Below are 25,588 nucleotides of genomic sequence, written 5' to 3'. Positions count from 1 at the left end.
CCGCTCAAGTGGCAGGAGCCCGGGTTCTGATCGACATTGTCGATAAATCATCCCCTCCGGAAAGGCAGAACCATGGCGGGAAACGACCTCGGCAGCCTGCTGGGCAGCTTGCTGGGCGGTGGCGGCCAGGGCGGCACCTCCGGCGGCGCCGGGAACATCCTCGGCGCGCTGCTGGGCGCACTGGGCAACGGTCAAGGCGGTACGGGCGGCGGTGGCAACGCGCTCGAAGGCCTGATCGGGATGCTCACCAAGTCCGGCCTCGTCGACCAGGCGCAGTCCTGGGTCGGCACCGGTGAGAACCAGGCGGTCAGCGGCGCCCAGATCGCCGAGGCGCTGCCGGACGGGACCCTGCAGAAGGTCGCCCAGGAGACCGGGGTCTCCACAGAACAGGCGGCCGACGAGATCGCCCGGTCGCTGCCGACGGCGGTCGACAGACTGACCCCGTCGGGGGAGGTCCCACAGGGCCGCTCGATCGAGGAGCTGGTCCGGGAACAGCAGCTCTGAGACCGGGGCGGCCGCAAGGGCCGTTCACCGTGCGGAAAGAAGTGTTCCGCCGGAACACCCCGCGCGCCCGGAGGGCCTTCGCCATCAGGCGAGCCCTCCGGGCGACGCGCTCTGCCACGCGCGCGTCACCGCCCCGTCTCACTGGGAGAGCACCCCGGCCGCCCGCCGCGCCGCCCCTCTAGGCTGATCGTGCAGAAAGATCACGCAGGCGGACAGCAGGCGCGACACGTACGAAAGAGCGAGGAGCACGACGTGGCGGTACGAGCGGTCCGTGGAGCCGTCCAGCTGGATCAGGACGAGGCCGGACACATGGACGAGCGGGTCAGCGCCCTGCTCACCGCCGTCCTGGAGCGCAACAACCTCGTCGCGGACGACCTGATCAGCATCTGGTTCACGGCCACCCCCGATCTGCACAGCGACTTCCCGGCCGCCGCGGCACGCGGGATCGGTATCGTCGACGTACCGCTGATCTGCGCCCAGGAACTGGACATCGTGGGGGCGATGCCCCGCGTGGTGCGCATCCTCGCGCACGTCGAGACATACCTTCCCAAGTCCGAGATCGCGCACGTGTACCTCGGCGCCACCGCCGCCCTCCGCAAGGACATCGCCCAGTGAGAACCGCCCTCGTCATCGGAACGGGCCTCGTCGGCACTTCCGCAGCCCTCGCCCTGGCCGGGCGCGGCATCCATGTGCACCTCGTCGACCACGACCCCGAATCGGCCCGCACCGCGGCCGCGCTCGGCGCCGGTACGGACGAGGCGCCCGAGGGCCGCGTCGACCTGGCGATCATCGCCGTGCCGCCCGCCCATGTGGCCTCGGTGCTGGCCACCGCCATGCGGGACGGCGTGGCACGCGGCTACCTCGATGTCGCCAGCGTCAAGGGCGGCCCGCGCCGCGAGCTGGAGGCCCGCGGCGTCGACCTCACGCCGTACATCGGTACGCACCCCATGGCGGGCAAGGAGCGATCGGGCCCCCTCGCCGCCACCGCGGACCTCTTCGAGGGCCGCCCCTGGGTCCTCACCCCGACCCGTGACACCGACACCGAGGTCCTCAACCTCGCCCTGGAACTGGTCGCGCTCTGCCGCGCCGTACCGGTCGTCATGGACGCCGACGCGCACGACCGGGCCGTCGCCCTGGTCTCCCACACCCCGCAGCTGATCTCGTCGATGGTCGCCGCCCGCCTGGAGGAGGCCGACGAGACCGCTGTACGTCTTTGCGGTCAGGGCATCAGGGACGTCACCCGGATCGCCGCCTCCGACCCCCGGATGTGGGTGGAGATCCTCTCCGCCAACCCCGGCCCGGTCGCCGACGTGCTGGCCGGGGTCGCCGCCGATCTGGACGAGACGGTACGGGCGCTGCGCGGTCTGCAGTCCGGTGACGACGACAAGCGCCGCGAAGGCACCGAAGGCATCGAGGACGTGCTGCGCCGCGGCAACGCGGGCCGGGGCCGGGTGCCCGGCAAGCACGGGACGGCCCCCGCCTCCTACGAGATCGTGTCCGTGCTCATCAGCGACCGGCCGGGCGAACTGGCCGGGATCTTCGCCGACGCCGGCCGGTCCGGGGTCAACGTCGAGGACGTCCGCATCGAGCACGCCACCGGGCAGCAGGCGGGCCTGGTCCAGCTCATGGTCGAGCCGAGCGCGGCCCCCGAACTGAGCGCGGCACTGCGCGACCGGGGCTGGTCGCTGCGCCAGTAGGCCCGGGGCGGCGGGCCCGGGAGGCGGTTGTCCACAGGGGTGCAGAGGACCGCTCCGACACTCGGTAACCTTGTGCGGGGCGGGTTCGCGCGCCCCCGTCCCGCCCACCCCGTGTACCAGGAAGGTGTCCACCACCGTGGAAACCGCAAGCGCCGCCGCCCGGACGGCCCCGGCCGCAGTGATCGTCGCCATCGACGGGCCCTCCGGCACCGGCAAGTCGAGCACGTCCAAGGCCGTCGCCGCCCAGCTCGGCCTGAGCTACCTGGACACCGGCGCCCAGTACCGGGCGATCACCTGGTGGATGCTGAACAACGGCATCGACGTGCAGGACGCGATGGAGGTGGCGACCGCCGCCGCCAAGCCGGTCATCGTCTCCGGCACGGACCCGGGCGCCCCGACGATCACCGTCGACGGCGAGGACGCCTCGGGGCCGATCCGTACGCAGGAGGTCACCTCCCGGGTCAGCGCGGTCAGCGCGGTCCCCGAGGTGCGTGCGCGGATCACCGAGCTGCAGCGTTCCATCGCCGCCGCCGCCGAGGGCGGCATAGTGGTCGAGGGCCGCGACATCGGCACCACGGTGCTGCCCGACGCCGACCTGAAGATCTTCCTCACCGCATCGCCGGAGGCGCGCGCCGCCCGCCGCAGCGGAGAGGTCAGGGGCTCCGATCTCGCCGCCACCAAGGAGGCGCTGATCAAGCGGGACGCGGCCGACTCCGGCCGCAAGACCTCCCCGCTGGCCAAGGCGGACGACGCCGTCGAGGTGGACACCACCGAGCTGACCCTCCCGCAGGTCATCGAGTGCGTCGTCACCCTCGTCGAGGAGAAGCGGGCCGCGAAGTGACCCAAGCCACGGGCTCGCCCACGCTGCGCGGCGCAGCGGTCGGGCGCGGGATCGGCATCGGGCTGATGTACGGGCTGTGGAAGCCCCGAGTCCTCGGCGCGTGGCGGGTTCCCGCCTCCGGACCCGTCATACTCGCGGTGAACCACTCACACAACATCGACGGTCCGATGCTGATGGGCACCGCGCCCCGGCCCGTCCACTTCCTGATCAAGAAAGAGGCGTTCGTCGGCCCCCTCGACCCGTTCCTGCGCGGAATCGGTCAGCTGAAGGTGGACCGCACGACCGCCGACCGCACCGCCATCACCCACGCCCTCGGCGTGCTGGAGAACGGCGGGGTGCTCGGGATCTTCCCCGAGGGCACCAGGGGCGAGGGCGACTTCGCCTCCCTGCGTGCCGGGCTCGCATACTTCGCGGTACGCAGCGGGGCGCCGATCGTGCCCGTGGCCGTACTGGGAAGCACCGAGCGCCGCGGACGGTTGATATCGGCACTGCCGCCGTTGCGCAGCCGGGTCGATGTCGTCTTCGGTGACGCCTTCGACGCGCAAGACAGGGCGCGCAGCTCGGACAAGGGTGGTGACGGGCGACGGGGGGGCGGAAGTGGCCTGCGGACCCGGAAGGTGCTGGACGAGGCGACGGTACGGATCCAGGGGCGGCTGACCGCCCATCTGGACGAGGCCAGGCGTTTCACCGGGCGTAGGTAAGACTTGAGTAGTGGGCCGCGTGGTCGTGGCCCATCGATGATGATGCAAAGAGGAACGGACTTCATGAACGACCAGATTCACTCCGACGGCTCGGACCACGAGCACGGAGCGCTTGGCGACGCCGAGTACGCGGAGTTCATGGAGCTCGCAGCGGAGGAGGGCTTCGGCGCCGAAGAGGTCGAGGGCGCGATCGACGAGGCCGGTCACGGACCGCTTCCCGTGCTCGCCGTCGTCGGCCGCCCCAATGTCGGCAAGTCGACGCTGGTGAACCGGATCATCGGCCGCCGTGAGGCGGTCGTCGAGGACAAGCCCGGCGTCACCCGCGACCGCGTCACCTACGAGGCCGAGTGGGCGGGCCGCCGCTTCAAGGTCGTCGACACCGGTGGCTGGGAGCAGGACGTGCTGGGCATCGACGCCTCCGTCGCCGCCCAGGCCGAGTACGCGATCGAGGCCGCCGACGCGGTCGTCTTCGTGGTCGACTCGACCGTCGGCGCGACCGACACCGACGAAGCCGTCGTCAAGCTGCTGCGCCGGGCCGGCAAGCCCGTCGTGCTGTGCGCCAACAAGGTCGACGGACAGAGCGGCGAGGCGGACGCCACCGCGCTCTGGTCGCTGGGCCTCGGCGAGCCGCACCCGGTCTCCTCGCTGCACGGCCGCGGCACCGGCGACCTGCTCGATGCCGTACTCGAAGCACTTCCCGAGGCCCCCGCGCAGCGCTTCGGCACCGCGATCGGCGGACCGCGCCGGATCGCCCTCATCGGCCGCCCCAACGTCGGCAAGTCCTCGCTGCTGAACAAGGTGGCGAAGGAGGACCGCGTCGTCGTCAACGAGCTGGCTGGCACCACCCGTGACCCGGTCGACGAGCTGATCGAGCTCGGCGGCATCACGTGGAAGTTCATCGACACGGCCGGTATCCGCCGCCGCGTCCACCTCCAGGAGGGCGCGGACTACTACGCGTCGCTGCGCACCGCCGCCGCCGTGGAGAAGGCCGAGGTCGCCGTCGTCCTGATCGACGCCAGCGAGTCCATCAGCGTCCAGGACCAGCGCATCATCACCATGGCCGTGGAGGCCGGGCGTGCCCTGGTGATCGCGTACAACAAGTGGGACACCCTCGACGAGGAGCGGCGCTACTACCTGGAGCGCGAGATCGAGACGGAGCTCGCGCAGATCGCGTGGGCCCCGCGGGTCAACGTCTCCGCCGTCACCGGCAGGCACATGGAGAAGCTGGTTCCGGCGATCGAGACCGCCCTCGCCGGCTGGGAGACCCGTGTCCCCACAGGGCGGCTGAACGCCTTCCTCGGCGAGATCGTCGCCTCCCACCCGCACCCCGTCCGTGGCGGCAAGCAGCCCCGGATCCTCTTCGGCACCCAGGCGGGCACCAAGCCGCCGCGCTTCGTGCTGTTCTCCTCGGGCTTCCTGGAGCACGGCTACCGGCGCTTCGTCGAGCGCCGGCTGCGCGAGGAGTTCGGCTTCGAGGGCACCCCGATCCACATCTCGGTGCGGGTCCGCGAGAAGCGCGGCCGCAACAAGTAGTACGCCCATGGCGGAGCCCCGGACCCTTTCGCATACGAAAGGGTCCGGGGCTCCGTCGTACGGTCAGGCCCCTCGCGATCCCGATCCCGGGGGCAGAGCCGCAGGGGCCCGCCCGGAGTGCCGGCCCACCCGCTGCCAGGAGCCGAGGCTGCCGGTGTGCGTGCTCGGGCCGCTGCCGTGTCCGGTGGTCCCGCTGGGTACGGAGAGACCGCTGGAGAGCCCCGTGGAGAGGCCGGAGTGGCTGCTGAGCGGGATGCGGCTGCCGAAGGGCCCGCTGCCGAAGGCCATGAAGCCGAGATGCTCCTCGCCGCTACGGTCACCCGGCAGCGCCCGGAACGACCGGCGGTACTCGGAGTACAGCGCGTCGTAGATCGGGGTGTGGGACTGACCGCCCGATGGCTCCTGCGAGGGGCGCATGGCAGGGATCGGGCTCGGGCGCTGGCGGGAGGAGTCGTATGGGTGCACGTATGTGCCAACGACCCCGCTGTCCGTCGGATGCGGGCCCGGCGGAGAAATAGCTGTTCGCCGCAGGTGCGAGGAGCCGACGGCCATGATCAGGTCCCGGCCAGCGGCATTGCCGCGGCGACCAGGAGCCCGCCGGCGGCGGCCCTGTCCAGAGCGTCGCGCAGCAGGTCCTCGCGGGGCTGCTGGCCGATCGCCCCTGCCGGGGCGGCGAAGACGAGCACGGTCTGCGACTTGTTGGCCGCGGTCCGCCAGCCCTCGGTGACCTGGAGCGGCGCATGCGCCTGCCACCAGGCGACCGGGGCGCCGCCGCCGGTGCCGGGCTGGAGCACGGCGTGCAACTGGCCCATGGCGAGCAGGATCGACCAGCCGTGCAGCACCGGGGGCATCCGGTCCATCCGGTGGACCGGGTGGAAGCCCTGCTCCAGCAGCAGCTGGAGGAATTCGTCGCCCCGGCTGCCGTCCGTGCCCGGGCGGGCGATCGCGCCGGTCGGCTCGACGACGAGGGCCGGGTGGAGCTCGTCGTCGATCAGGACGAGACCGCTGGTGATTCCGAGGACGGCCTGTTCGGGGCTGAGGCCCTCCGGGTACTCGGGGTGCTCCGCTTCGCTGCCGGTGATGCTGCGTACGGCGCCCTGCAGTTGCTCCTCGGCGACCTGGACGACCTGCGAGGGGATGCACGTCGCATGGGCGAAGGCGAGGACAGCGGTTTCGTCACCGACGAAGAGCACTGTGCTGGTGCGTTCCTGTTCGGAGTCGCCGGGGGTGCGGCAGGAGGTGCAGTCGTAACTGCCTGGGGTGTTGTCGCCGACGAGCAGCCGGTCGGCTTCGGCGTCGCCGATCTCGGCGCGTACGTCCTCGCTGACGTCGAGCATGCGCGGCACGGGTGGCTCCTCGAACTCGGTGCGTGCGCCGGGCGGTTCCCGGCTCATGCAGAAGACAACGGGCGATCTGCGGCCGGGGTCACGCGAGAAAGGGAACGTAATCGAACCATCCGGCGCAGAGGGTGAATCTCGGGATTCGAGAGGCCAATTGCGAGCTGTTTCTCCTGATCGGTCGTACGGCGATGTGGTCGACTCAGCCATGCACCGGTTCACCGATACATCGACAAATCAGGAAAACGGGTGAGCATGAGAGTGGCCGAAACTGGCCTATGCCCGGAGTGAACCACCGGCCTCTCTGCGCCGTCATGGCAAGTGCCGTCCCCCACCGATCAGCCGAACCAGGAGATATGGCGTTTCATGCACATTTCTTTCCTGCTCCACAACGCCTACGGGGTCGGGGGCACGATCCGTACGACGTTCAATCTCGCCGGGGCGCTGGCCGGGCACCACGACATCGAGATCGTGTCGGTCTTCCGGCACCGCGACGTCCCCGCACTGGGCGCCCCTGAAGGCGTGCGCATGAGCCATCTCGTCGACCTGCGGAAGAAGAGCCCGTCCTACGACGGCGACGCGGCCGAACACGCCCGTCCGGCAACCGTGTTCCCGCGCGGTGACAGCAGGTACCGCCAGTACAGCAGGCTGACCGACGCGCGGGTGGCGGACCATCTGCGTTCCCTGGACGCGGATGTCGTGGTCGGAACCCGGCCGGGGCTCAATGTGCAGATCAGCAGGCAGGCCCGGCGCGGTCCGGTCCGGATCGGGCAGGAGCACCTCACCCTCGACAGCCACAGCTACCGGTTGCGCCGCGAGATCGGGCATCGCTACGCCCTGCTCGACGCGGTCACCACCGTCACCGAGGCCGACGCCCGTGCCTACCGGACCGGGCTCAAGCTGCCCGGCGTACGGATCGAGGCCATTGCCAACAGCGTGCCCGAGCCGGGGATCGCGCCCGCCGACGGCGACAGCAAGTGGGTGATCGCCGCAGGCCGGCTGCACAAGGTCAAGCGGTACGACCTGCTCGTCAGGGCGTTCGCCGACGTGGTTGCCGTCCGTCCGGACTGGCGGCTGCGCATCTACGGCGGCGGCGACGCGACCGGGAACGAACGCCAGACGCTGCTCGCACTCATCGGTGAACTCGGCCTGTACAACCATGTGTTCCTGATGGGGCCGGTCAACCCGCTGGAGGCCGAGTGGCCCAAGGGGGCGATCGCCGCAGTCACTTCGGACCGCGAGTCCTTCGGCATGACCATCGTCGAGGCGATGCGCTGCGGCCTGCCGGTCGTGGCCACCGACTGCCCGCACGGCCCCCGCGAGATCATCGAGGACGGCACCGACGGACGGCTGGTGCCGGTCGGTGACACGGCGGCGGTGGCGGACGCCCTGCTCGGTCTGATCGGCGACGACGAAGCGCGGCACCGCTCGGGCCGCGCCGCGCTGGCCGCGTCGCAGCGGTTCGACCCGTCACGGATCGCCGAACGTCACGAGCGGCTTTTCACCGAACTCGCCTCCCGAGCCCCGCGTGACCGTTCGCACGGCGCTCTGCGCACCACACTGCACCGAGCCCGCGGCACCGTGCTGGACGGGGCGTACGCCCTGCGCTACAAGGCCGCCGATGTCATCCGCAAGGGGAAGCCCGCATGACCGTCTCCGCAGAGCGACAGACGCCACGAGCCGACTGCACGGCAGGCCCCGACGGCGGGATCACCTTCGATCTCGATCTCCGCCGCGGCGAGGCCGGGGAGACGCCCGAACTGCTTCTGCGGCTGCGCGGGGCCAAACGTACGGGCGGCCGCGGCAACACCTTGCGGCTGCCCCTGAGTCCGCTCGGCGGGGGACGGCTGCGAGCGGTGCTGCCGGGCACCGCGGCGCCCGCCGAAGGCCGCTGGGACGTCTATGTGCGTGAGCCGGGCGCGGACGACGACGCAGCGGTGGCCGTCGAGCCCGGAATCAGGGATGTGCGGCTTCTCATGGACCGCACACCGGAGACCGGGCGGATCGCGGTCCGTATCCCGTACCCGACCGTCGACGGCCGGCTCGCCGTGCGCTGCTGGGTCCGCTCGCCGCACGCCGAGGCCGGGCCGGTCACTTTTGACGGGGGCCAGATGACCGTCGAGGGCACGCTGTACGGGACCCGCCTCGGCGACGACGCCCGCGTCGAGGCGCGACTGACCGGCGCCCCCGACCGGGTCTGCCGGGTGCCGGTCGCCGGGAAGGAAGGCACGTTCTCCTTCACGCTTCCGCTCGACCGGCTGAGCCCCGGGCCGGTCACCGAGCAGCAGCTGTGGATGCTCTGGCTGCTCCCCGGGACGGGCGCCGGGGAGCCGGCCGACGGCGTACGGATCTCCCGCATCCTCGATGACGTCTGGGACCGCAAGAACAGCTTCGTCTACCCGGGCCGCAGCGCAGGGGAGGGCATCCGCGCCATCCCTTGCTACTCGGCCGACAACGATCTCTGCGTACGGCTCGTACCGGACCCGGTGCAAGCCCGGTAGACCATCGGCAGCCGGTTGCGGACGCCGGCTGTCCGCAACCCCTGGCAGACTCGCCCCATGTTGGAGACCTCGGCACGACTGCTGCGCCTGCTCTCTCTGCTCCAGGCGCACCGGGACTGGTCGGGCGCCGATCTCGCCGAACGGCTCGGGGTCACCCCGCGGACCGTCCGCCGTGACGTCGACAAGCTGCGCGAACTGGGCTATCCGGTCAACGCCAGCCCCGGTACCGGCGGCGGATACCAACTCGGCGCCGGTGCCCAGCTGCCGCCGCTGCTCCTCGACGACGAGGAGGCCGTCGCCGTCGCCGTCGGGCTGCGCACTGCGGCGGGCAACGGCGTCGAGGGCATCGGTGAGACCTCGGTACGCGCCCTGGCCAAGCTCGAACAAGTGCTGCCGAACCGGCTCCGGCGCCGGGTGAACGCGCTGAACACCTTCACCGTCCCGCTGCTCCGCGGACCCGGCGCGTCCACCGCCGATCCGGGTGTCCTCACCGAACTTGCCGGAGCCTGCCGGGACAGCGAGCGGCTGCGCTTCGAGTACCGGGACCACTCCGGCTCCGTATCGCGCCGGACCGTCGAACCGCACCGGCTCGTATGCACCGAGCACCGCTGGTATCTCGTCGCCTGGGACCTGGACCGCGCGGACTGGCGCACGTTCCGCGCGGACCGGATCACGCCCATGCCGCCGCACGGCCCGGGATTCGTCCCCCGTGACGCACCGGCCGAGGATCTGGCCGCCTATGTCGCGAAGGGAATCTCGACCACCGTGTACGCGACGCACGCGGTGATCCGGCTGAAGGTGGGGATCGAGCGCGCGGCCGAACGGGTCTCGACGCCCTCAGGGGTGCTGGAGGCGGAAGGCTCCGACAGTTGCCTGCTGCGCGCCGGGGCGGCGAGTCTCGATGTGCTGGTCATCCACGTCATGCTGCTGGGGATCGACTTCGAGGTCGTCGAACCGCCGGAGCTCAATGACGCGATCAGGGCGGCCAGGGACCGGCTGTCCCGGGCCCTGGACTGAGCGCTTCCAACGGCGCGCCCATACAGGGACGGTTCGGGTTGTCCGCTATACGGGCGGCAGCGGGCGGCTGCCCAGGCCCGGGGTACGGATTTTGTGACGAAAAGATAAGGCTGCCATAAGGAAGCGTGAATTCCCGGTGGCATGCTCATTTACGCAGGCTATTCAACCTGGAAATTCCAGCTGTTCGATGCGGAATATTCTGCTTTGTTTTCGGGCCTTTTGTGTGATCGTTTCCCGGCCTGTGTGATTACTGTGTGTCCGGTCGCGGGCCGCGTGCCCGGGTGGCGTGATTCGAGCGGCACGCGTGTCGTGATCCTGTGACACAAGCGTGACCGCCGAGGGACGTGAGGATGCCGTGCGGTGGTCGGCGCCCCGGCTTCCGTCGTGGTCCGCGGCCGCCTACGGTGAGAGGTATGGCACCCATACCGACCCCATCCGCCCAGCCGGACGACACACCCGATGTGTACGTCGGCCTCCTCGTCGACGCGGCCGAGCAGCGGGCCCGCAGGCATGGCTGGAGCACCGTCAGATCGCTGCCGCCGGGCGCGATCATCACCATGGAGTTCCGGAGCGGACGGATCAACTTCGAGGTCGCCGATGCCGTCGTCACCCGCTGCTGGGTGGGCTGAGGATCCCTGCGCCCCGGGCTCCGGGCCCGGGCATGAGTGAAGGCCCCGACCGAAGTCGGGGCCTTCACCGTGCGGGGGGACGGCTGTGCGTACCGGCCCCGCTGCTCCTGGGGTGTGTTCAGCCGCCGGTCATCGGGCGGGCGGGGGTGGTGCCGCCGCGCGGCGCACGGTCCGCGTGCGGCGGGCGGCGGCTGCCGGCCGGGGTGACCGGAGTCCGCTCCGAGCGCACCAGATGCACCGGATGCGACGGGGGCGCCGGGTGTGCACGCGAGCGGGCGCCCGTGACCGTGCCCGTTGTGGTCGCCGTGTGTCCTCCCGCGGCGACCGGCTCCAGCACCGGGCTCTGTGGCACGGCGTCGCCGCCGTCCAGTTGCGGGAGCGGTACGGTCCGGGGTCCTCCGGCCGCGACGGGCACGGAAGGAACGGGACGGCCGCGTCCCCGCAGGGTCCCGCGCTGGGCGAAGATCCAGGCCTCGGCCCGGGTGATCAGCGGCTCGACCCAGGGCAGGCCCAGCAGGATCAGCAGCCCCGCGGCCCAGCCCAGCAGTACATCGCTGAGCCAGTGCGTGCCGAGGTAGACGGTGGTGAGGCCGACGCCGAGCGAGACGATCGCCGACGTGGCCGACAGATAGCGCCTGGCCCGCGGGGTGGTCGCCAGATAGGCGAGGATCCCCCAGGTGACGACCGCGTTGGCGGTGTGGCCCGACGGAAATATATCGCCGCCGGCGAAGAGCTCCGCGGAGCCGATCTGCGTCGCGTAGTGCGGACCGAGCCGCCCCAGGCCGATCTTGACCGCCCCGACCGTCATGTTGAGCAGCAGCAACGCGGCGGCGAGCGTCAGCAGGGGCCGCAGCGTGTGCTGCCGCCAGGAGCGCCAGCCGAGCCAGCAGGCGACCATGGTGGCGGTGGGGCCGCGCTGGCCGAGCACGATGTAGTAGTCGAGGAAGGCGTGGATTTCCGGCCACTGTTGATACGGCCGGAAGAGCATGACCTTCCAGTCCAGAGTCACCAGCCAGGAAGAGACCAGCACGGCAACGACGATGGCGAGATAGAACGCCAACGTCCCGCAGAAGAGAGCGATGCGGTGACGGCTCATCCGCGGTGGCTCTATCTTCGGCGGCTCCGGCTCCCGGTCCAGGCGGGCAAAGATGTCGGTACGCACCCAATCGACGTTACAGCGAGTTAGCGCGCGAACAGGTCGATCCGGTCTCTTTGTGATGACGATGTGATGTGGACTATGTCTCAGCCGGGCCTTAATTCCTGGCCCGAAGAAGCGTATAGATGTGTTTCTGCGCTATTGATTTCGCACTCATTTCGGAAGGGTGTTTGGGTGCGGACAGAAAAGCGCAAGGGTGCCGGTATGAATTTCTCCGGCCTCTCGATGGAGTGAAACGGATAGTGTTCGTCCGGCTACCGAACGCTTTCGGTCCGAGCCCGGCATGTGCTCCGGGAGTCACTCCGAGTACCTTCTGTGCCGGGCGCGCAAGCCGTCCGCGCGGGTTCGTGCAGGTCCGAGCGGGTCCCGAGCGGCGGCTCGGCGTGGCGTACGCCACACCCCGCGGCCCACCGAGGTATGAGGTGGACCACGCGTGAGTGATCCGAACTCGCGTACGCTGACGGATCACTCGCCCGTCGATGCCGGGCCCCGAGGGACAGAGAACCGCTGCACCCCCGGCTGGCCTGCCGAGCGCGAGGGACCTTTTGGGAGGTACATGCATGTCCGGGACGACCACAGCCCGAATCCGGCTGCGCTCAGCCGCCGACGGTGCCAATCGATGGGTCGTCCTCGTCGTCCTCTGCCTCAGTCTGCTGCTCGTCGCGCTCGATTCGACAGTGCTCCATGTCGCCGTCCCCGCCGTCACCGAGGACCTGCGGCCCAGTGCCGTCGGTCTGCTCTGGATCGTGGACGCCTATCCACTGGTCTGCGCCTCGTTGCTGATCCTCTTCGGCACCCTCGGCGACCGCGTCGGCCGGCGCCGCATTCTGCTGCTCGGCTACGCCCTCTTCGGCGTCGCCTCCGCGATCGCCGCGATGGCCGACAGCCCCGGTGTACTGATTGTCGCGCGTGCCCTGCTCGGCGTCGGCGGCGCGATGATCATGCCGGCGACGCTGTCGATCCTCCGGCAGGTCTTCCCCGACCGGCGCGAACGGGCCGTGGCGATCGGCGTCTGGACCGCGGTCGCCGCCGTCGGCGCCGCCACCGGACCCGTCATAGGCGGCTTCCTCGTCGAGCACTTCTGGTGGGGCTCTGTCTTTCTGATCAACATCCCGCTGATGGCGCTGATCCTGCCGGTCGGCCGCCTGCTGCTCCCCGAGTCACGCGGCAGCAACGACGGCCCGTGGGATGTGCTGGGCGCGCTGACGGCCGCGGCCGGAGTGCTCGGTGTGGTCCTGGGGGTGAAGCGGGCGGGCACCGGTGAGGGGCTGCTGAACTTGGCCACACTGGCCCCGCTGCTGGTCGGGGCCGTACTGCTCATGGCCTTCGTGCGCCGTCAGAAGCGCCGTACGCATCCGCTGATCGACATGGGGATGTTCGCCAGGCCGGCCTTCTCGACCGCGGTGGGCTGCATCATCCTCGCCATGCTGGCTCTGGTCGGGCTGGAACTGATAGCCGTGCAGTACCTCCAGCTCGTCCTGGGTCTGAGCCCGCTTCAGACCGGTCTGCGGCTGCTGCCGCTCACCTTCGCGGCCATGGCCGCGGGCGCCGCCGGCTCGTACACCCTGCGCCGCATCGGGCCGCGCCGAATGGTCGGCTGGGGCTTCGTGCTCACGGCCGCCTCGGTACTGGTCCTGACCGCGATGGGGCAGCACGACCGGCCCGGCCTGCTGACCGCGGCCTTCGTCGCACTGGGCTTCGGGCTTCAGTCCACGCTCTTCGGGGCGTACGAATCCATGCTCAGCGAGGCCCCCGCCGACCGGGCGGGCGGCGCGGCGGCGATCGGCGAGACCTCCTACCAACTGGGTGCGGGCATGGGGATCGCCCTGCTCGGCAGCGTCATGAACGCCGCCTATGCCCCCGGACTCGCGAAGCTTCCCGAAGAGGGCGTCCCTGCCGGGGACGCTGCGGCCGCCTCCCACTCGCTGGGTGAGGCATACCAGGTGGCGGACCGGCTGGGTGGTCCGCTGGGCGAGGTGCTGCGCTCCACGGCCCGCCACTCCTTCATCACCGGACTGCATGTCACGCTGCTGGTCAGCGCGGCTCTGCTGCTGGTCGGAGCGCTCGCCGCGCTGCGGCTGCCGCGGGTGATGGAGTGCCCGTCACCGGGTGTCCGTGAACCCCACGAGGCCGAGGACGCCCATGAGTCCCGGGGGCGGAGCGAGGCGCCGGGATCCCACGGTCCGCACGAGGCGCCCGCCGTGGGCCGTACGCAGCGGCCGCGCCCGCTGGCCGCCCGGCGCCGCCCCGCCGAGGCGACCGGCTCTGGACGGGCGGGACACTGAGCCGTAACGTCGGTGCGACACCGTAACTAACACTGCTAGTTTTAGCATCGTGCGAGCCGCCGGAGGCACCCTCATGTCCACCTCTGAGTCCTCGAAGCTCCCGCCCTTCGACCCCGCCGACCCGATCGGCATCGACGATCTGCTCAGTGCCGAGGACCTCGCCATCCGCGACACCGTCCGCGACTGGGCCACCGACCGCGTCCTGCCGCACATCGCCGAGTGGTACGAGAACGGCGAGCTGCCCGGCATCCGTGAGCTGGCCCGCGAGCTCGGTTCGCTCGGCGCCCTCGGCATGTCCCTGCAGGGGTACGGCTGCGCGGGCGCCACCGCCGTCCAGTACGGACTGGCCTGCCTGGAACTCGAAGCGGCCGACTCGGGAATCCGCTCCCTCGTCTCCGTACAGGGATCGCTCGCCATGTACGCCATCCACCGCTTCGGCTCCGAGGCGCAGCGGCAGCAGTGGCTGCCGGGCATGGCGGCCGGTGAGATCATCGGCTGCTTCGGCCTCACCGAGCCGGACCACGGCTCCGACCCGGCCGGGATGCGGACATACGCCAAGCGCGACGGCGAGGACTGGGTGCTCACCGGCCGCAAGATGTGGATCACCAACGGCTCGGTCGCCGGGGTCGCCGTCGTCTGGGCGCAGACCGACCAGGGCGGCGCGGCCGGCGGAATCCGCGGATTCGTCGTGCCGACCGGCACCCCGGGCTTCTCGGCGCCCGAGATCAGGCACAAGTGGTCCCTGCGAGCCTCGGTCACCAGCGAGCTGGTCCTCGACGAGGTGCGGCTGCCGGCCGATGCCGTACTCCCCGGGGTCACCGGTCTCCGCGGCCCGCTCAGCTGCCTCAGCCATGCCCGCTACGGCATCGTCTGGGGAGCCATGGGAGCGGCGCGCGCCAGCTTCGAGTCGGCCCTCGACTATGCGAAGGCCCGGGAGCAGTTCGGCCGGCCGATCGGTGGCTTCCAGCTCACCCAGGCCAAGTTCGCGGACATGGCCGTGGAGCTGCACAAGGGCATCCTGCTCGCCCACCATCTGGGCCGGCGGATGGACGCGGGCAGGCTCCGTCCGGAACAGGTCAGTTTCGGAAAGCTCAACAACGTGCGGGAGGCGATCGAGATCTGCCGTACCTCGCGCACGATCCTCGGCGCCAACGGGATCTCCCTGGAGTACCCGGTGATGCGCCATGCGACGAACCTGGAGTCGGTGCTCACCTACGAAGGAACCGTGGAGATGCACCAGCTGGTGCTGGGCAAGGCGCTCACCGGCCTCGACGCGTTCCGGTAGACCGGTTCGGCGAGCGCCCTGCTCAGCTCTGGTTGAAGAAGCCGTCGGCCGGCCGGCCGACGGTTTCGCCGTTGACCACCTGGGTGTCGGCCGGGGTCAGCAGGAAGACCCGGGTGGCCACGCGCTCGATCGAGCCGCGCAGTCCGAAGGTCAGCCCCGCCGCGAAGTCCACGACGCGCTTGGCGTCGGTGGGGTCCATGGTCGTGAGGTTGACGATCACCGGGACGCCGTCCCGGAAGAGCTCTCCGATCGCTCGCGCGTCCCGGAAGCTCTCCGGGGTGACGGTGGCGATCCGGCGGCCCGTCTCCTCGGCCGCCTCGGAGGCCACCTGCACCCGGGGGTCGGTCACCCAGGCCTGACCGGTCCCGGTCTGTGCACCCTCGGCGTACTCGTCGTCGTCGTAGTACCGCTCGTCGTTGTCCTCTACGAGGCCCAGCCAGGCACTCGCCTTGCGCACCGATCCCATGGACGCCTCCTCTCACCGCGGTTCCGTGGTGTTCCGCATCTCTTTCGTATCCCTATGGTCGTCCATGATGCGGATCGTGCGCCAAGTGGATAGTCGGCGCGCAGGGGATTCGTGACGGTACTGGTGCAGAAGATGTGGCGATTCGTCAAGGTTCCTCCTGCATCAGGGGCCTGAAAGAAAGAAAATACGATGTGCCGGTCCGTACGGGTGATGTGAGGGACGTACGGGTGAACGAGGAGTGCTCGATACGATGCGCGTCGAGCATGCGCACGAGCGCGGCGTACAGGTGAACGACTCTCGGGGGATTGTCGTGTTCGGAATAGTCAGGCCCTGTGCCCACCGGTTGTCCGAGGGGCTCAGGTCCGAGTGGATGGCCCATCTCTGCGGGCTCTGTCTCGCACTTCGTTCCGACCACGGGCAGTTCGCCCGGATCGTCACGAACTATGACGGCCTGATCGTCTCTGTCCTGACGGAGGCTCAGGCCGAGCGCACCACCGGATGGCGACGCACCGCGGGACCCTGCCCGCTGCGCGCCATGCGGACCGCTCCGGTCGCCCGCGGCGAGGGAGCCAGGCTGGCCGCCGCCGTCTCCCTGGTGCTGGCATCGGCCAAGGTGCGGGACCACGTCGCCGACGGGGACGGTCTGTTGAAGCGCCGCCCGGTCGCTGCCGCAGCGCGCCGGGTCGCCGCGGGCTGGGACCGGGCCGGCGCGCGCACCGGCGCACAGCTCGGCTTCGACACGGCACTGCTCGTCGACGCCGTCGACCGGCAGACCGGCATCGAACTGCTCGCCGGGCCCGGGACCCCGCTGCTCCTGGTCACCGAGCCCACCGAGACCGCCACCGCGGCGGCCTTCGCCCACACCGCGATACTCGCGGGCAAGCCGCAGAACGCGGAGCCGCTGGCCGAGGCGGGCCGCCTCTTCGGACGCCTGGCGCATCTGCTGGATGCCGTGGAGGACCAGGAAGCTGACGCCGCGTCGGGTTCCTGGAACCCACTCACCGCGACCGGCACCACGCGGGCCGAGGCCCGGCGGCTCTGCGACGACGCGCTGCGCGGCGTGCGGCTGGCACTGCGCGACGCGGAGTTCACCGACGACAAGCTGGCTCACGTGCTACTGGTGCACGAACTGCGGCAGTCGGTGGACCGGGCGTTCGGCACCACGGCATGCTCGCACCGGGCGGGCGGCCCGGCCCCTGACGGAGCTGTCCCCCCGTCAGGTGTGCGGCAGACCGGGTCCTTCGGGCCGCCGCCCGGCAATCCGTACGCGCCGAGCCCCGGCAGTCCCGTCGGGCCGCCGCAGCCCCCGCCCGAGCCCCCGCGCGACCGGCGCGGTCTGATCGCGGGCTGCCTGGTGTGGGCGGGACTGGCCTGCACCTGCCAGATGTGCTGCGGCACCTTCAACGACCCGTGGAGCCATCAGCGCCGCGAGGGACTGTGCAATCAGTGCGACTGCGGCGACTGCTGCGATGCCTGTGACTGCTGCAGCAACTGCGGGGACTGCTGCGAATCCTGCGACTGTTGCGACTGCGGGTGCGACTGCAGCTGCTGAGGCGGGGAGCCAGGCGAGGGGCCGGACGGGACCGGGACCGCGCGGACACCGCCCGGCGCGGGCCGGATCACTTGATCTCGGGCGGCGAGATCTGCGAGGTCTTGATAGCCGACGCGCTGATGCCCCACTTCTTCAGAATCCTGTCGTAGGTGCCGTCCGCCTTGAGGCCGTTCACCGCGGCCTGGAAGGCGGGCGCCAGCGGGGTGCCCTTCTTGAAGGCGAAGCCGACATCGAGGCGCTTGAACTCATTGAGGAAGCGCACACCCTCCTGCTGCTCCACCGCGTAACGCAGCCCGTTGATGGTCGACATCACCACATCGCTGCGGCCCTGCTGGAGCGAGCCCCAGATCGCGCCCTGGTCGCTGTAGGTCTTCACCTCGTACGGCTTCTTTCCCGCGTCGGAGCACAGGTGCCTGTTCTCCTCCAACGTCACCTCGAAGGTGGTGCCCGCGCCGGTGCCCACGGTCAGGCCGCAGAGCCGGCTGAGATCGGTGACCTTCTTCAGCTTGCTGTCGTCGCGGACCGCGAAGCCCTGACCGTCATTGATGTACGTGACGAAGTCGATCGTCCTGCGGCGCTCCTCGGTCACCCCGAAGTTCCCGGTACCCACGTCGTACTTCCCGCTGCCCAGCGCCGGCAGGATCGCCTCGAAGGAGGCCACCTCGCGCTTCGGCTTCAGCCCGAGCTTCCTGGCCACCGCGTCCGCGATGTCGATGTCCGTACCGGCCACCGTCCTGCCGTCCTCGAGGTAGGTGGCGCCGGGCGGATTGCCGATGCTGGAGGCGATGGTGAAGGTGCCGGAGGCACGGACACCGGCGGGCAGCAGCTTCGCCGCGGCCTCGTCCTTGCGCACCGACGACACGACATCCGTCGTCGGGATCTTTCCCTTGGCGGCTGCGGTCCCGGCGGCGCCGGCCGGTGCGGCCGCCGGATCGCCGGACCCGCACGCGGTGAGGGCGAGAGTGGCGACGGTGATCAGCGCGAAGGCAGCGGAGTGCCGGGTTCGGGGCATGAGGTGTGGTTCTCCTGGTTCGTCGGCCGTGAACAGGCGCGAAAGCGCGGCAGCAGGGCAGCGCACAGCGACACCACGGTCGTGGCGAAGGAAATCGGCGGAGCGGGAAACGGCGGAGCGAGGGGAGGGCGGAGCGGTGTTGTGTACGTGAAGGCACGCAGGAAACAGTGCTCAGGCGCCGCACACGGCGCGAGGCAGAGACGCGGGGAGACGCAGGGGGTCAGCTCAACAGGAGGAGGACCACACGCGACCGAAGTCGATGTGGGAGCGCTTGACCAGCCACTGCTGCGAATGCATGGCCCAAGTGGAACAGGCATCCAGTGGTCCGTCAACTGAACTGAGACGTACGACTCACAGTGTGGACAAGCTTGACAGCACGCAGTGAACAGCGCTTACCTCGGAAGCGGACCGGTGCTGAGGGGCCCGGTCCACGTTGTGTTTGTGCTGAAGGCACGCCCCGTGTTCGATCTCTGCATCCACGGAGCCTTCGCATGTCCGCGCAGACAGATATCCGCCCTCCGTCTCCCCCCGCCCCGCTCGCGAAGAGCAATGATGCCGACCGGCTCCGGATCGTCCCGGTACGCCGGACAGGACAGCGGGCGGCGGCCGTTGTCGCCCTGGTGCTCCTCGCCCTGGCACTGAACTCCGTCATACGCAACGAAGCCTTCCAATGGGACGTCGTCGCCGACTACTTCACCACCACCGCAGTCCTGCGCGGCCTCGGCCTCACCCTCTGGCTCACGGCACTGGTCATGGTGCTCGGCTTCGCCCTCGGCACGCTGCTCGCCGTCCTCAGACTCTCCGGCAACCGCGTTCTGCAAGCGGTCAGTTGGGGATACGTCTGGCTCTTCAGATCCACCCCGATCCTGGTCCAGCTGCTGTTCTGGTTCAACATCGGCGCGCTCTACCCGGAGATCCTCGGCGTCCGTACGGTGAACCTTCTCGGCCCCGTCACGGTCGCCGTCATCGGGCTCACCCTGCACGAGGCCGCGTACGCCGCCGAAGTCGTCCGCGGCGGCATCCTCTCCGTCGAACGCGGACAGATCGAGGCCGCCCAGTCGCTCGGCCTCGGGCCCTGGCGCCGGCTCCGCCGGATCGTGCTGCCGCAGGCGATGCGCTCCATCGTCCCGCCCGCCGGGAACATGCTGATCGGCACCCTCAAGGGCACCTCGATCGTCAGCATCATCGCCGTGCAGGACCTGCTGTACTCGGTGCAGCTCGTGTACCACCGCACCTACCAGGTCATCCCGCTGCTGCTGGTCGCCACCATCTGGTACGCCGTCGTCACCTCGTTGCTCGGCATCGGCCAGCACTACATCGAGCGGCACTACGCGCGCGGCACGGCAGGTGTCCGATGAGCCGGTCACCGACGCTCGTCGTCATCGGCGCCGGGCCGCGCGGCACCGGCCTCATCGAGCGCATCGCCGCCAACGCTCCCGGCCTGTACGAGGGCCGCCCGCTGGACATCCATCTCGTCGACCCGTACCCGCCGGGCGGCGGACGGATCTGGCGGCACGACCAGTCGCCGCTGCTCTGGATGAACTCCATGGCCGAGGACGTCACGATGTTCACCGACGAAACGGTCCAGCAGGAAGGGCCGATACGCCCGGGGCCCGCGCTCCACACCTGGGCGGCGGACATCCGGGACGGACGTCTCGTGCTCCCGGACGAGGCCGGCATCGAGTCCGAACTCCTCGCCGAGATAAAGGCGTTGGAGGGCAGCGACTTCCCGAGCAGACGACTGCAGAGCGTCTATCTGCGCTGGGTGTACGAGCAGGCCGTGGCCGCACTCCCGAAGGGCCTCACGGTCCACTGGCACAGGGGCAGGGCCGTGCGCGTCACCGGGCCGCGCGAAGGCCGTCAGCGCGTCTGGCTGGAGGGGCGCGACAAGCCGATCCTCGCCGATCTCGTCGCCGTCACCATCGGCCACCTCGACGCCGAACCAGAGCCGGAACAACGCGAGTTGGCGGACTTCGCGGACCGGCACGGACTCGTCCACCTGCCGCCCGACTTCACCGCGGACACCGATCTGACCCACCTGCCCGCGGGCGAACCGGTCATCGTCCGGGGCTTCGGACTCGCCTTCGTCGATCTGATGGTGCTGCTCACCGAGGGCCGCGGCGGACGGTACGAGAACGGCGAGTACGTGCCGTCCGGCAGGGAACCCGTGCTCCACATCGGATCGCGCCGGGGTGTCCCGTACCACTCCAAGATCGGCTACGCCTGGCAGGGCGAACGGCCGCCGCTGCCGCGCTTCCTCGGTCCCGACCGGACCGAGGCGCTGCTGAAGACGGACGAGCCGGTCGACTTCCGGCGCGATGTGTGGCCACATGTCGACAAGGAGCTCGGCTACGCCCACTACCACCGGCTCTTCACCGCCCACCCCGAGCGCACGACGGGCGACTGGCCCGATTTCGAGGCGAAGTACGCCGCTGCGGACCCGGCCGGCCCCGAGCTGCGCGCCCTCGTATCGGCCGCCGTCCCCGACCCCGCCGACCGGCTCGACCTGGAAGCGCTCGACCACCCCCTGGACGGGGTGCGCTACCCCTCGTACGACGCACTGCAGGAGGGGCTGCGGGGCTATATCGCCGCCGACCTGGAACGCCGCCACGACCCCGCTCACAGCCCGGACCTCGCCGTCTTCCTCGGACTGCTGTCCGCCTACGGGCAGTTGATCCGGCTCGGTGACATCGGCGGCTGGTGGCACGGCTTCTTCAGCTATCTCGCCTCCGGCCCGCCGGGCCCCCGGCTGCACCAGCTCCTCGCGCTCTCCCGGGCCGGTGTCGTCCGCTTCCTCGGCGCCGGAATGGCCGTCGAAGCCGATGAACACCACGGCGTCTTCCGGGCCGGCAGCGCCACCGTGCCCGGGCAGCGGATCGAGGCCCGCGCCCTGGTCGAGGCCCGGCTGCCGGACCCCTCGCTGGAACGCACCCGCAGCCCACTGCTCCAGGAGCTGTACGAGGACGGGGCCGCCGCCACCGACGCCGGACTGCTCTCGGTCGACCCCGACAACGGCCGGATCCTGGGCCGCGACGGCCGTCCGCACCCGCGCCGCTTCGCGCTCGGCCCGTTCACCACCGCGCGTGCCGGCGGAGCGTTCACCCGGCCGCGCACCGGCGGCCCGGCCTTCCGGCAGAACGACGCCACCGCGCGCACGGCGCTCTCCTTCCTCCGGGATCTCGCCTGTAGCGACGGCCCCCTCGGCGCCTGACCCCGGCTCCGCGCAAAGCCCCGTCCCACCCCCGTACACCTGCAGCTCAAGGACCCCTCATGTCCCTCACCAGCGATCCACCCATCGACAAGGCGGCAGGACCACGTGTCGTCGCGCCCACCGCCGCCGACCACGACGCACTCATCGTCGTCCCGGTACGCCACCCCTGGCGCCGGGTCGCCGTCGCCGCCACCGCCGTCGTGCTCGCCCAGTTCTTGCACGGCCTGGTCACCAACCCCGGCTGGGAGTGGGGTGTCTTCGTCCAGTTCTTCACCGCCGAGACCGTCCTCAAGGCCGTCTGGGTCACCCTCCAGCTGACCTTCTACGGCACGGTCCTCGGCTTCGCGCTGGGCATCGTCCTCGCCTTCATGCGGCTGTCGGCCAGCCCGTTCCTCAGCGCGGTCGCCCACGCGTACATCTGGGCGTTCCGCTCCATCCCGCTCATCGTCCAGCTGCTCTTCTGGTTCAACCTCGCTTATCTCTACAAGGAGTTGCAGTTCGGCATCCCGTTCGGGCCCGGTTTCTTCTCCTTCGACACGATGAACCTGGTCGGCGCGATGAGTGCGGCCGTCCTCGGACTGGCGCTGCACCAGGCCGCCTATGCGGCGGAGATCGTCCGCGGCGGTGTACTGGCGGTGGACGGCGGCCAACTGGAGGCCGCCGCCGCGCTCGGGATTCCCCGGCACCGGCAGCTGCGGCGGATCGTGCTCCCGCAGGCGATGCGCTCCATCCTGCCGAACGCCGCCAACGAGATCATTTCGCTCTTCAAGGGCACCTCGATCGTCTCCGTGATGGCGATCGGCGAACTCTTCCACCAGGTCCAGGTCGTCTACGGACGCAACGGCAGGGTCGTGCCCCTGCTGATGGTCGCGACGGTCTGGTACATCCTCCTGACCACCGTGCTCTCCGTCCTCCAGCACTACGTCGAACGTCACTACGCCAAGGGGGCCGCGCGATGAGCAGCACCACCACCGGATCCACGGACGCCATGGTCGAGATCCGCTCCGTCCACAAGCGTTTCGGCAGCCTCGAAGTGCTGCGCGGCATCGACCTGTCCGTGCGTACCGGAGAGGTGACCGTCGTCCTCGGCCCTTCCGGCTCCGGCAAGTCCACGCTCCTGCGCACCATCAACCACCTGGAGAAGGTCGACCACGGCTGGATCAGCGTCGACGGCACCCTGGTCGGCTACCGCAGGGACGGCGACAAGCTGTACGAGCTCCGTGAGCGCGAGGTCCTGCGACAGCGCACCCGGATCGGCTTCGTCTTCCAGAACTTCAATCTCTTCCCGCACCTCACCGTGCTGGAGAACATCATCGAGGCCCCGGTCGCCGCCCTCGGCCGCCCGAAGAAGGACGCCGTTGCCGCAGCGGACAAGCTCCTCGCCCGGGTGGGGCTCGCCGACAAGGCGGGGGCCTACCCCAAGCAGCTCTCCGGCGGGCAGCAGCAGCGGGTCGCCATCGCCCGCGCCCTCGCCCTCGAACCGAAGCTGCTGCTCTTCGACGAGCCGACCTCGGCGCTCGACCCCGAGCTGGTCGGCGAAGTCCTCGACGTCATCAAGGACTTGGCGCTCCAGGGCACCACGATGATCGTCGTCACGCACGAGATCGGTTTCGCCCGCGAGGTCGCCGACACCGTCGTCTTCATGGACGAGGGACGGATCGTCGAGCAGGGCGCCCCCGGCGACGTACTCGACCGTCCGGAGCACGAGCGCACCCGCGCCTTCCTCTCCAAGGTTCTGTGACCCCATCCATGTTCCCTTCAGTGTTCTCTTCAAGGAGTACGCACGTGTCCGTCCGCCGCACCCTGTCCGCCGCACTCGCCACCCTCACCGCCGCAGGACTGCTCACGGCCTGCGGCGCCGGTGACGCCGCCACCAGTGAGGTGAAGCCGAAGGGGCAGCAGGGCGCCGGTATCAATATCGGTCCCGACCAGCACCGGATCAGAGGCACGAAGGTCGACGCCATCGCGGCGAAGGTGCCCGAGGCCATCCGCGAGAGGGGCACGCTGCGGCTGGGCGCGAGCGCCGATGCCTCGCCACCGCTGGGCTTCTACGCGACCGACGACAAGACCCGGATCGGCTCGGAGATCGACATGGCGACCCTGATCGCCGACACGCTCGGTCTGGAGCCGCAATTCGAGGAGGTCTCCTGGGAGAACCTCTTCGTCGGTCTCGACAGTGCCAAGTTCGACGGAGTGCTCTCGAACGTCACGGTCACCGAGGAGCGCAAGGAGAAGTACGACTTCGCGACCTACCGGCTCGACAACATCGCCTTCGAGGCCGAGAAGGGCTCCGGCTGGAAGGTGAAGGAGCCGAAGGACGTGGCGGGGAGGACGATCGCCGTCTCGTCCGGGACCAACCAGGAGAAGATCCTCGTCGACTGGAGCGAGCAGAACGTCAAGGCCGGGCACAAGCCGGTGGACATCAAGTACTTCCAGAAGGACACCGACTACTACCTGGCCCTCCAGTCCGGCCGTATCGACGCCTACCTCGGACCCAGCCCGTCCGCCAACTACCACGTCGCATCGGCCGGCCGGACCGAGATCGTCGGCACGCTGTCGGGTGCGGGCGACGGACTCCAGGGCAAGATCGCCGCCACCACGAAGAAGGGCAGCGGTCTGGTCGAGGCGTATGCGGCCGCCATCGACCACGTCGTGCAAGACGGTTCGTACGCCGAGGTGCTGAAGCGCTGGGGGCTCCTTGACGAGGCTGTCGCGAAGTCCGAGATCAACCCGACCGGCCTGCCCAAGCCCAAGAACTGAGCCCCGAGAGGCAACACCCATGCCTGGAACAGCACCCCTTCACCTGGCCGCCGAGATCGGCGGTCCGCCCCGCTACGCCCCCGAGCACTACATCGGCCTCACCCGGCTCGCCGAGCGCGGCGCCCTGGACTTCGTCACCCTCGGCGACTCGTTCGCCAGACCCGGACTCGACGCACTCGCCGTGCTCTCCCGGGTCGCGCCCGCCACCGACCGGATCGGTCTGGTGCCGACCGTCACCACCACCCACACGGAGCCGTTCCATGTGTCGTCCGCCGTGGCCACCCTGGACTGGGTGAGCCACGGCCGGGCGGGCTGGAATGTCGATGTATCGATGACCGAGGCCGAGGCCCGGCTGTTCGGCCGACGTCCGGCCGCATCCGCCGACGATCTGTGGCGCGAGGCCGGTGAAGCCGCCGACGTGAGCGCCCGGCTCTGGGACAGCTGGGAGGACGACGCCGAGATCCGGGATGTCGCCACCGGACGCTTCATCGACCGCGACAAGCTGCACTACGTCGACTTCGAGGGTGCCGCCTTCACCGTCCGTGGGCCGGCCATCGTGCCCAGGCCCCCGCAGGGGCACCCGGTCACCGTCGTCGACGCAATGGGCGGCCCGGCCCTGGAGACCGCGGCCCGCCACGCCGATGTCGTCCTCGTCCGTGCCACCGCCCCCGAGCGGGCCGCCGCGATCCGCACCGATCTGCGCCGGCGCGCCGCGGCGTACGGACGCGATCCCGACACCCTCCGGGTCCTGGTCGCGCTCACCGTCGACCTCGGCGACGCCGAGACCGCCCCGGAACCGGGACTGGTGAGCGGACCCCCGCTCGCCGCAGGCGGCTCGTACTACCGGGGCGGACCCGTCGACCTCGCCGAACTGATCAACCAGTGGCACCGCGGGGGAGCGGCGGACGGCTTCCACCTCACGCCCATCACCCCCGGGCGCGACCTCGAACGGATCGTCAACGGCACGGTGGCCCTGCTCCAGCACCGCAGCCAATTCCGCACCTTCTACCCCGGCGGCACCCTGCGCGAGCACCTGGGGCTGGCCCGCCCCGCCAACCGGTACGCCCTCGAAGGAGGACAAGCATGAGCACCGCACCGAGG

24 protein-coding genes are annotated in these 25,588 nt (G+C 70.3%); 19 read left to right on the top strand and 5 right to left on the bottom strand.

Features of this window, described 5'->3' with window-relative positions; genetic code table 11:
* Nucleotides 1-72 precede the first annotated feature (72 nt).
* The 6 genes from IEZ15_RS11905 to der all read left to right on the top strand — a co-directional run bounded on the left by IEZ15_RS11905 (nucleotide 73) and on the right by der (nucleotide 5,276).
* On the top strand, nucleotides 73-504 hold the full coding sequence (locus IEZ15_RS11905; protein ID WP_189276393.1) for a YidB family protein: 432 nt from the start codon (nucleotides 73-75) through the stop codon (nucleotides 502-504).
* 252 nt (nucleotides 505-756) lie between these two features.
* The gene (gene aroH / locus IEZ15_RS11900) at nucleotides 757-1,119 is read left to right on the top strand and encodes a chorismate mutase (protein WP_093893778.1); all 363 of its coding nucleotides are present in this window, start codon (nucleotides 757-759) and stop codon (nucleotides 1,117-1,119) included.
* Nucleotides 1,116-2,201, top strand: a complete 1,086-nt coding sequence (locus tag IEZ15_RS11895; protein ID WP_114243768.1) for a prephenate dehydrogenase — start codon at nucleotides 1,116-1,118, stop codon at nucleotides 2,199-2,201. Before aroH ends, IEZ15_RS11895 begins: the two co-directional genes overlap by 4 nt.
* Nucleotides 2,202-2,325: 124 nt before the next feature.
* Nucleotides 2,326-3,042: a (d)CMP kinase gene (gene cmk, locus IEZ15_RS11890; protein ID WP_189276391.1), complete on the top strand. Its 717-nt coding sequence runs from the start codon at nucleotides 2,326-2,328 to the stop codon at nucleotides 3,040-3,042.
* Nucleotides 3,039-3,743, top strand: a complete 705-nt coding sequence (locus IEZ15_RS11885; protein WP_189276390.1) for a lysophospholipid acyltransferase family protein — start codon at nucleotides 3,039-3,041, stop codon at nucleotides 3,741-3,743. The genes cmk and IEZ15_RS11885 overlap by 4 nt, the downstream gene beginning before the upstream one ends.
* Before the next feature lie 63 nt (nucleotides 3,744-3,806).
* The gene (der, locus tag IEZ15_RS11880; RefSeq protein ID WP_114243765.1) at nucleotides 3,807-5,276 is read left to right on the top strand and encodes a ribosome biogenesis GTPase Der; all 1,470 of its coding nucleotides are present in this window, start codon (nucleotides 3,807-3,809) and stop codon (nucleotides 5,274-5,276) included.
* 63 nt (nucleotides 5,277-5,339) lie between these two features.
* On the opposite strand, the gene IEZ15_RS11875 is transcribed toward der, so the two are convergent.
* Nucleotides 5,340-5,693 carry a hypothetical protein gene (locus IEZ15_RS11875; RefSeq protein WP_114243764.1) on the bottom strand — a complete coding sequence of 118 codons (354 nt, stop codon included), beginning with the start codon at nucleotides 5,691-5,693 and terminating at the stop codon, nucleotides 5,340-5,342.
* A gap of 137 nt (nucleotides 5,694-5,830) precedes the next feature.
* Nucleotides 5,831-6,622, bottom strand: a complete 792-nt coding sequence (locus IEZ15_RS11870; RefSeq protein ID WP_189276466.1) for a DUF8842 C-terminal domain-containing protein — start codon at nucleotides 6,620-6,622, stop codon at nucleotides 5,831-5,833.
* Nucleotides 6,623-6,979: 357 nt separating this feature from the next.
* Between IEZ15_RS11870 and IEZ15_RS11865 the strand changes: the two genes are divergently transcribed.
* From IEZ15_RS11865 to IEZ15_RS11850, 4 genes are all read left to right on the top strand, one after another.
* A complete protein-coding gene (locus IEZ15_RS11865) occupies nucleotides 6,980-8,263 on the top strand; it encodes a glycosyltransferase family 4 protein (protein ID WP_189276389.1) in 1,284 nt (427 codons plus the stop codon).
* Nucleotides 8,260-9,114: a transferase gene (locus IEZ15_RS11860; protein WP_189276388.1), complete on the top strand. Its 855-nt coding sequence runs from the start codon at nucleotides 8,260-8,262 to the stop codon at nucleotides 9,112-9,114. The genes IEZ15_RS11865 and IEZ15_RS11860 overlap by 4 nt, the downstream gene beginning before the upstream one ends.
* Nucleotides 9,115-9,171: 57 nt before the next feature.
* Nucleotides 9,172-10,131 carry a helix-turn-helix transcriptional regulator gene (locus IEZ15_RS11855; protein WP_189276387.1) on the top strand — a complete coding sequence of 320 codons (960 nt, stop codon included), beginning with the start codon at nucleotides 9,172-9,174 and terminating at the stop codon, nucleotides 10,129-10,131.
* 413 nt (nucleotides 10,132-10,544) lie between these two features.
* Nucleotides 10,545-10,760 (top strand): I78 family peptidase inhibitor, encoded by a 216-nt coding sequence (locus IEZ15_RS11850; protein ID WP_114243759.1) that lies wholly within the window; start codon nucleotides 10,545-10,547, stop codon nucleotides 10,758-10,760.
* Nucleotides 10,761-10,878: 118 nt separating this feature from the next.
* On the opposite strand, the gene IEZ15_RS11845 is transcribed toward IEZ15_RS11850, so the two are convergent.
* Nucleotides 10,879-11,922 carry a phosphatase PAP2 family protein gene (locus IEZ15_RS11845; protein WP_189276386.1) on the bottom strand — a complete coding sequence of 348 codons (1,044 nt, stop codon included), beginning with the start codon at nucleotides 11,920-11,922 and terminating at the stop codon, nucleotides 10,879-10,881.
* Between the two features lie 554 nt (nucleotides 11,923-12,476).
* Here IEZ15_RS11845 and IEZ15_RS11840 point away from each other — a divergent pair.
* Both IEZ15_RS11840 and IEZ15_RS11835 read left to right on the top strand, forming a co-directional pair.
* Nucleotides 12,477-14,201 carry an MFS transporter gene (locus IEZ15_RS11840; RefSeq protein WP_189276385.1) on the top strand — a complete coding sequence of 575 codons (1,725 nt, stop codon included), beginning with the start codon at nucleotides 12,477-12,479 and terminating at the stop codon, nucleotides 14,199-14,201.
* A gap of 73 nt (nucleotides 14,202-14,274) precedes the next feature.
* Nucleotides 14,275-15,486 (top strand): acyl-CoA dehydrogenase family protein, encoded by a 1,212-nt coding sequence (locus tag IEZ15_RS11835; RefSeq protein WP_189276382.1) that lies wholly within the window; start codon nucleotides 14,275-14,277, stop codon nucleotides 15,484-15,486.
* A 22-nt stretch (nucleotides 15,487-15,508) separates the two neighbouring features.
* On the opposite strand, the gene IEZ15_RS11830 is transcribed toward IEZ15_RS11835, so the two are convergent.
* Nucleotides 15,509-15,952: a cell division protein SepF gene (locus IEZ15_RS11830; protein WP_189276380.1), complete on the bottom strand. Its 444-nt coding sequence runs from the start codon at nucleotides 15,950-15,952 to the stop codon at nucleotides 15,509-15,511.
* Between the two features lie 310 nt (nucleotides 15,953-16,262).
* On the opposite strand from IEZ15_RS11830, the gene IEZ15_RS11825 reads away from it, so the two are divergent.
* Complete coding sequence (locus IEZ15_RS11825; protein ID WP_189276464.1) at nucleotides 16,263-17,504, top strand: DUF5685 family protein; 1,242 nt, start codon at nucleotides 16,263-16,265, stop codon at nucleotides 17,502-17,504.
* Nucleotides 17,505-17,571: 67 nt separating this feature from the next.
* Here the strand turns inward: IEZ15_RS11825 and IEZ15_RS11820 are convergent, their stop codons facing one another.
* The gene (locus IEZ15_RS11820) at nucleotides 17,572-18,516 is read right to left on the bottom strand and encodes an ABC transporter substrate-binding protein (RefSeq protein ID WP_189276378.1); all 945 of its coding nucleotides are present in this window, start codon (nucleotides 18,514-18,516) and stop codon (nucleotides 17,572-17,574) included.
* Between the two features lie 491 nt (nucleotides 18,517-19,007).
* Between IEZ15_RS11820 and IEZ15_RS11815 the strand changes: the two genes are divergently transcribed.
* Genes IEZ15_RS11815 through IEZ15_RS11790 form a run of 6 tightly spaced genes read left to right on the top strand, consistent with a single transcriptional unit; the run spans nucleotide 19,008 to nucleotide 25,574 of the window.
* Nucleotides 19,008-19,874: an amino acid ABC transporter permease gene (locus tag IEZ15_RS11815; protein WP_189276376.1), complete on the top strand. Its 867-nt coding sequence runs from the start codon at nucleotides 19,008-19,010 to the stop codon at nucleotides 19,872-19,874.
* The gene (locus IEZ15_RS11810; protein WP_189276374.1) at nucleotides 19,871-21,727 is read left to right on the top strand and encodes an FAD/NAD(P)-binding protein; all 1,857 of its coding nucleotides are present in this window, start codon (nucleotides 19,871-19,873) and stop codon (nucleotides 21,725-21,727) included. The genes IEZ15_RS11815 and IEZ15_RS11810 overlap by 4 nt, the downstream gene beginning before the upstream one ends.
* Before the next feature lie 59 nt (nucleotides 21,728-21,786).
* Nucleotides 21,787-22,686, top strand: a complete 900-nt coding sequence (locus tag IEZ15_RS11805; RefSeq protein WP_189276372.1) for an amino acid ABC transporter permease — start codon at nucleotides 21,787-21,789, stop codon at nucleotides 22,684-22,686.
* 29 nt (nucleotides 22,687-22,715) lie between these two features.
* Nucleotides 22,716-23,468, top strand: a complete 753-nt coding sequence (locus IEZ15_RS11800; RefSeq protein ID WP_189276463.1) for an amino acid ABC transporter ATP-binding protein — start codon at nucleotides 22,716-22,718, stop codon at nucleotides 23,466-23,468.
* Between the two features lie 44 nt (nucleotides 23,469-23,512).
* The gene (locus IEZ15_RS11795) at nucleotides 23,513-24,487 is read left to right on the top strand and encodes an ABC transporter substrate-binding protein (protein WP_189276370.1); all 975 of its coding nucleotides are present in this window, start codon (nucleotides 23,513-23,515) and stop codon (nucleotides 24,485-24,487) included.
* Between the two features lie 19 nt (nucleotides 24,488-24,506).
* Nucleotides 24,507-25,574, top strand: a complete 1,068-nt coding sequence (locus tag IEZ15_RS11790) for an LLM class flavin-dependent oxidoreductase (RefSeq protein WP_189276368.1) — start codon at nucleotides 24,507-24,509, stop codon at nucleotides 25,572-25,574.
* Nucleotides 25,575-25,588 lie beyond the last annotated feature (14 nt).

Source organism: Streptomyces atratus (assembly GCF_014648655.1).
Taxonomy (GTDB): domain Bacteria; phylum Actinomycetota; class Actinomycetes; order Streptomycetales; family Streptomycetaceae; genus Streptomyces; species Streptomyces atratus.
The sequence above is the reverse complement of the archived record's forward strand: the minus strand, read 5'-3'. Positions and strand labels throughout refer to the sequence as shown.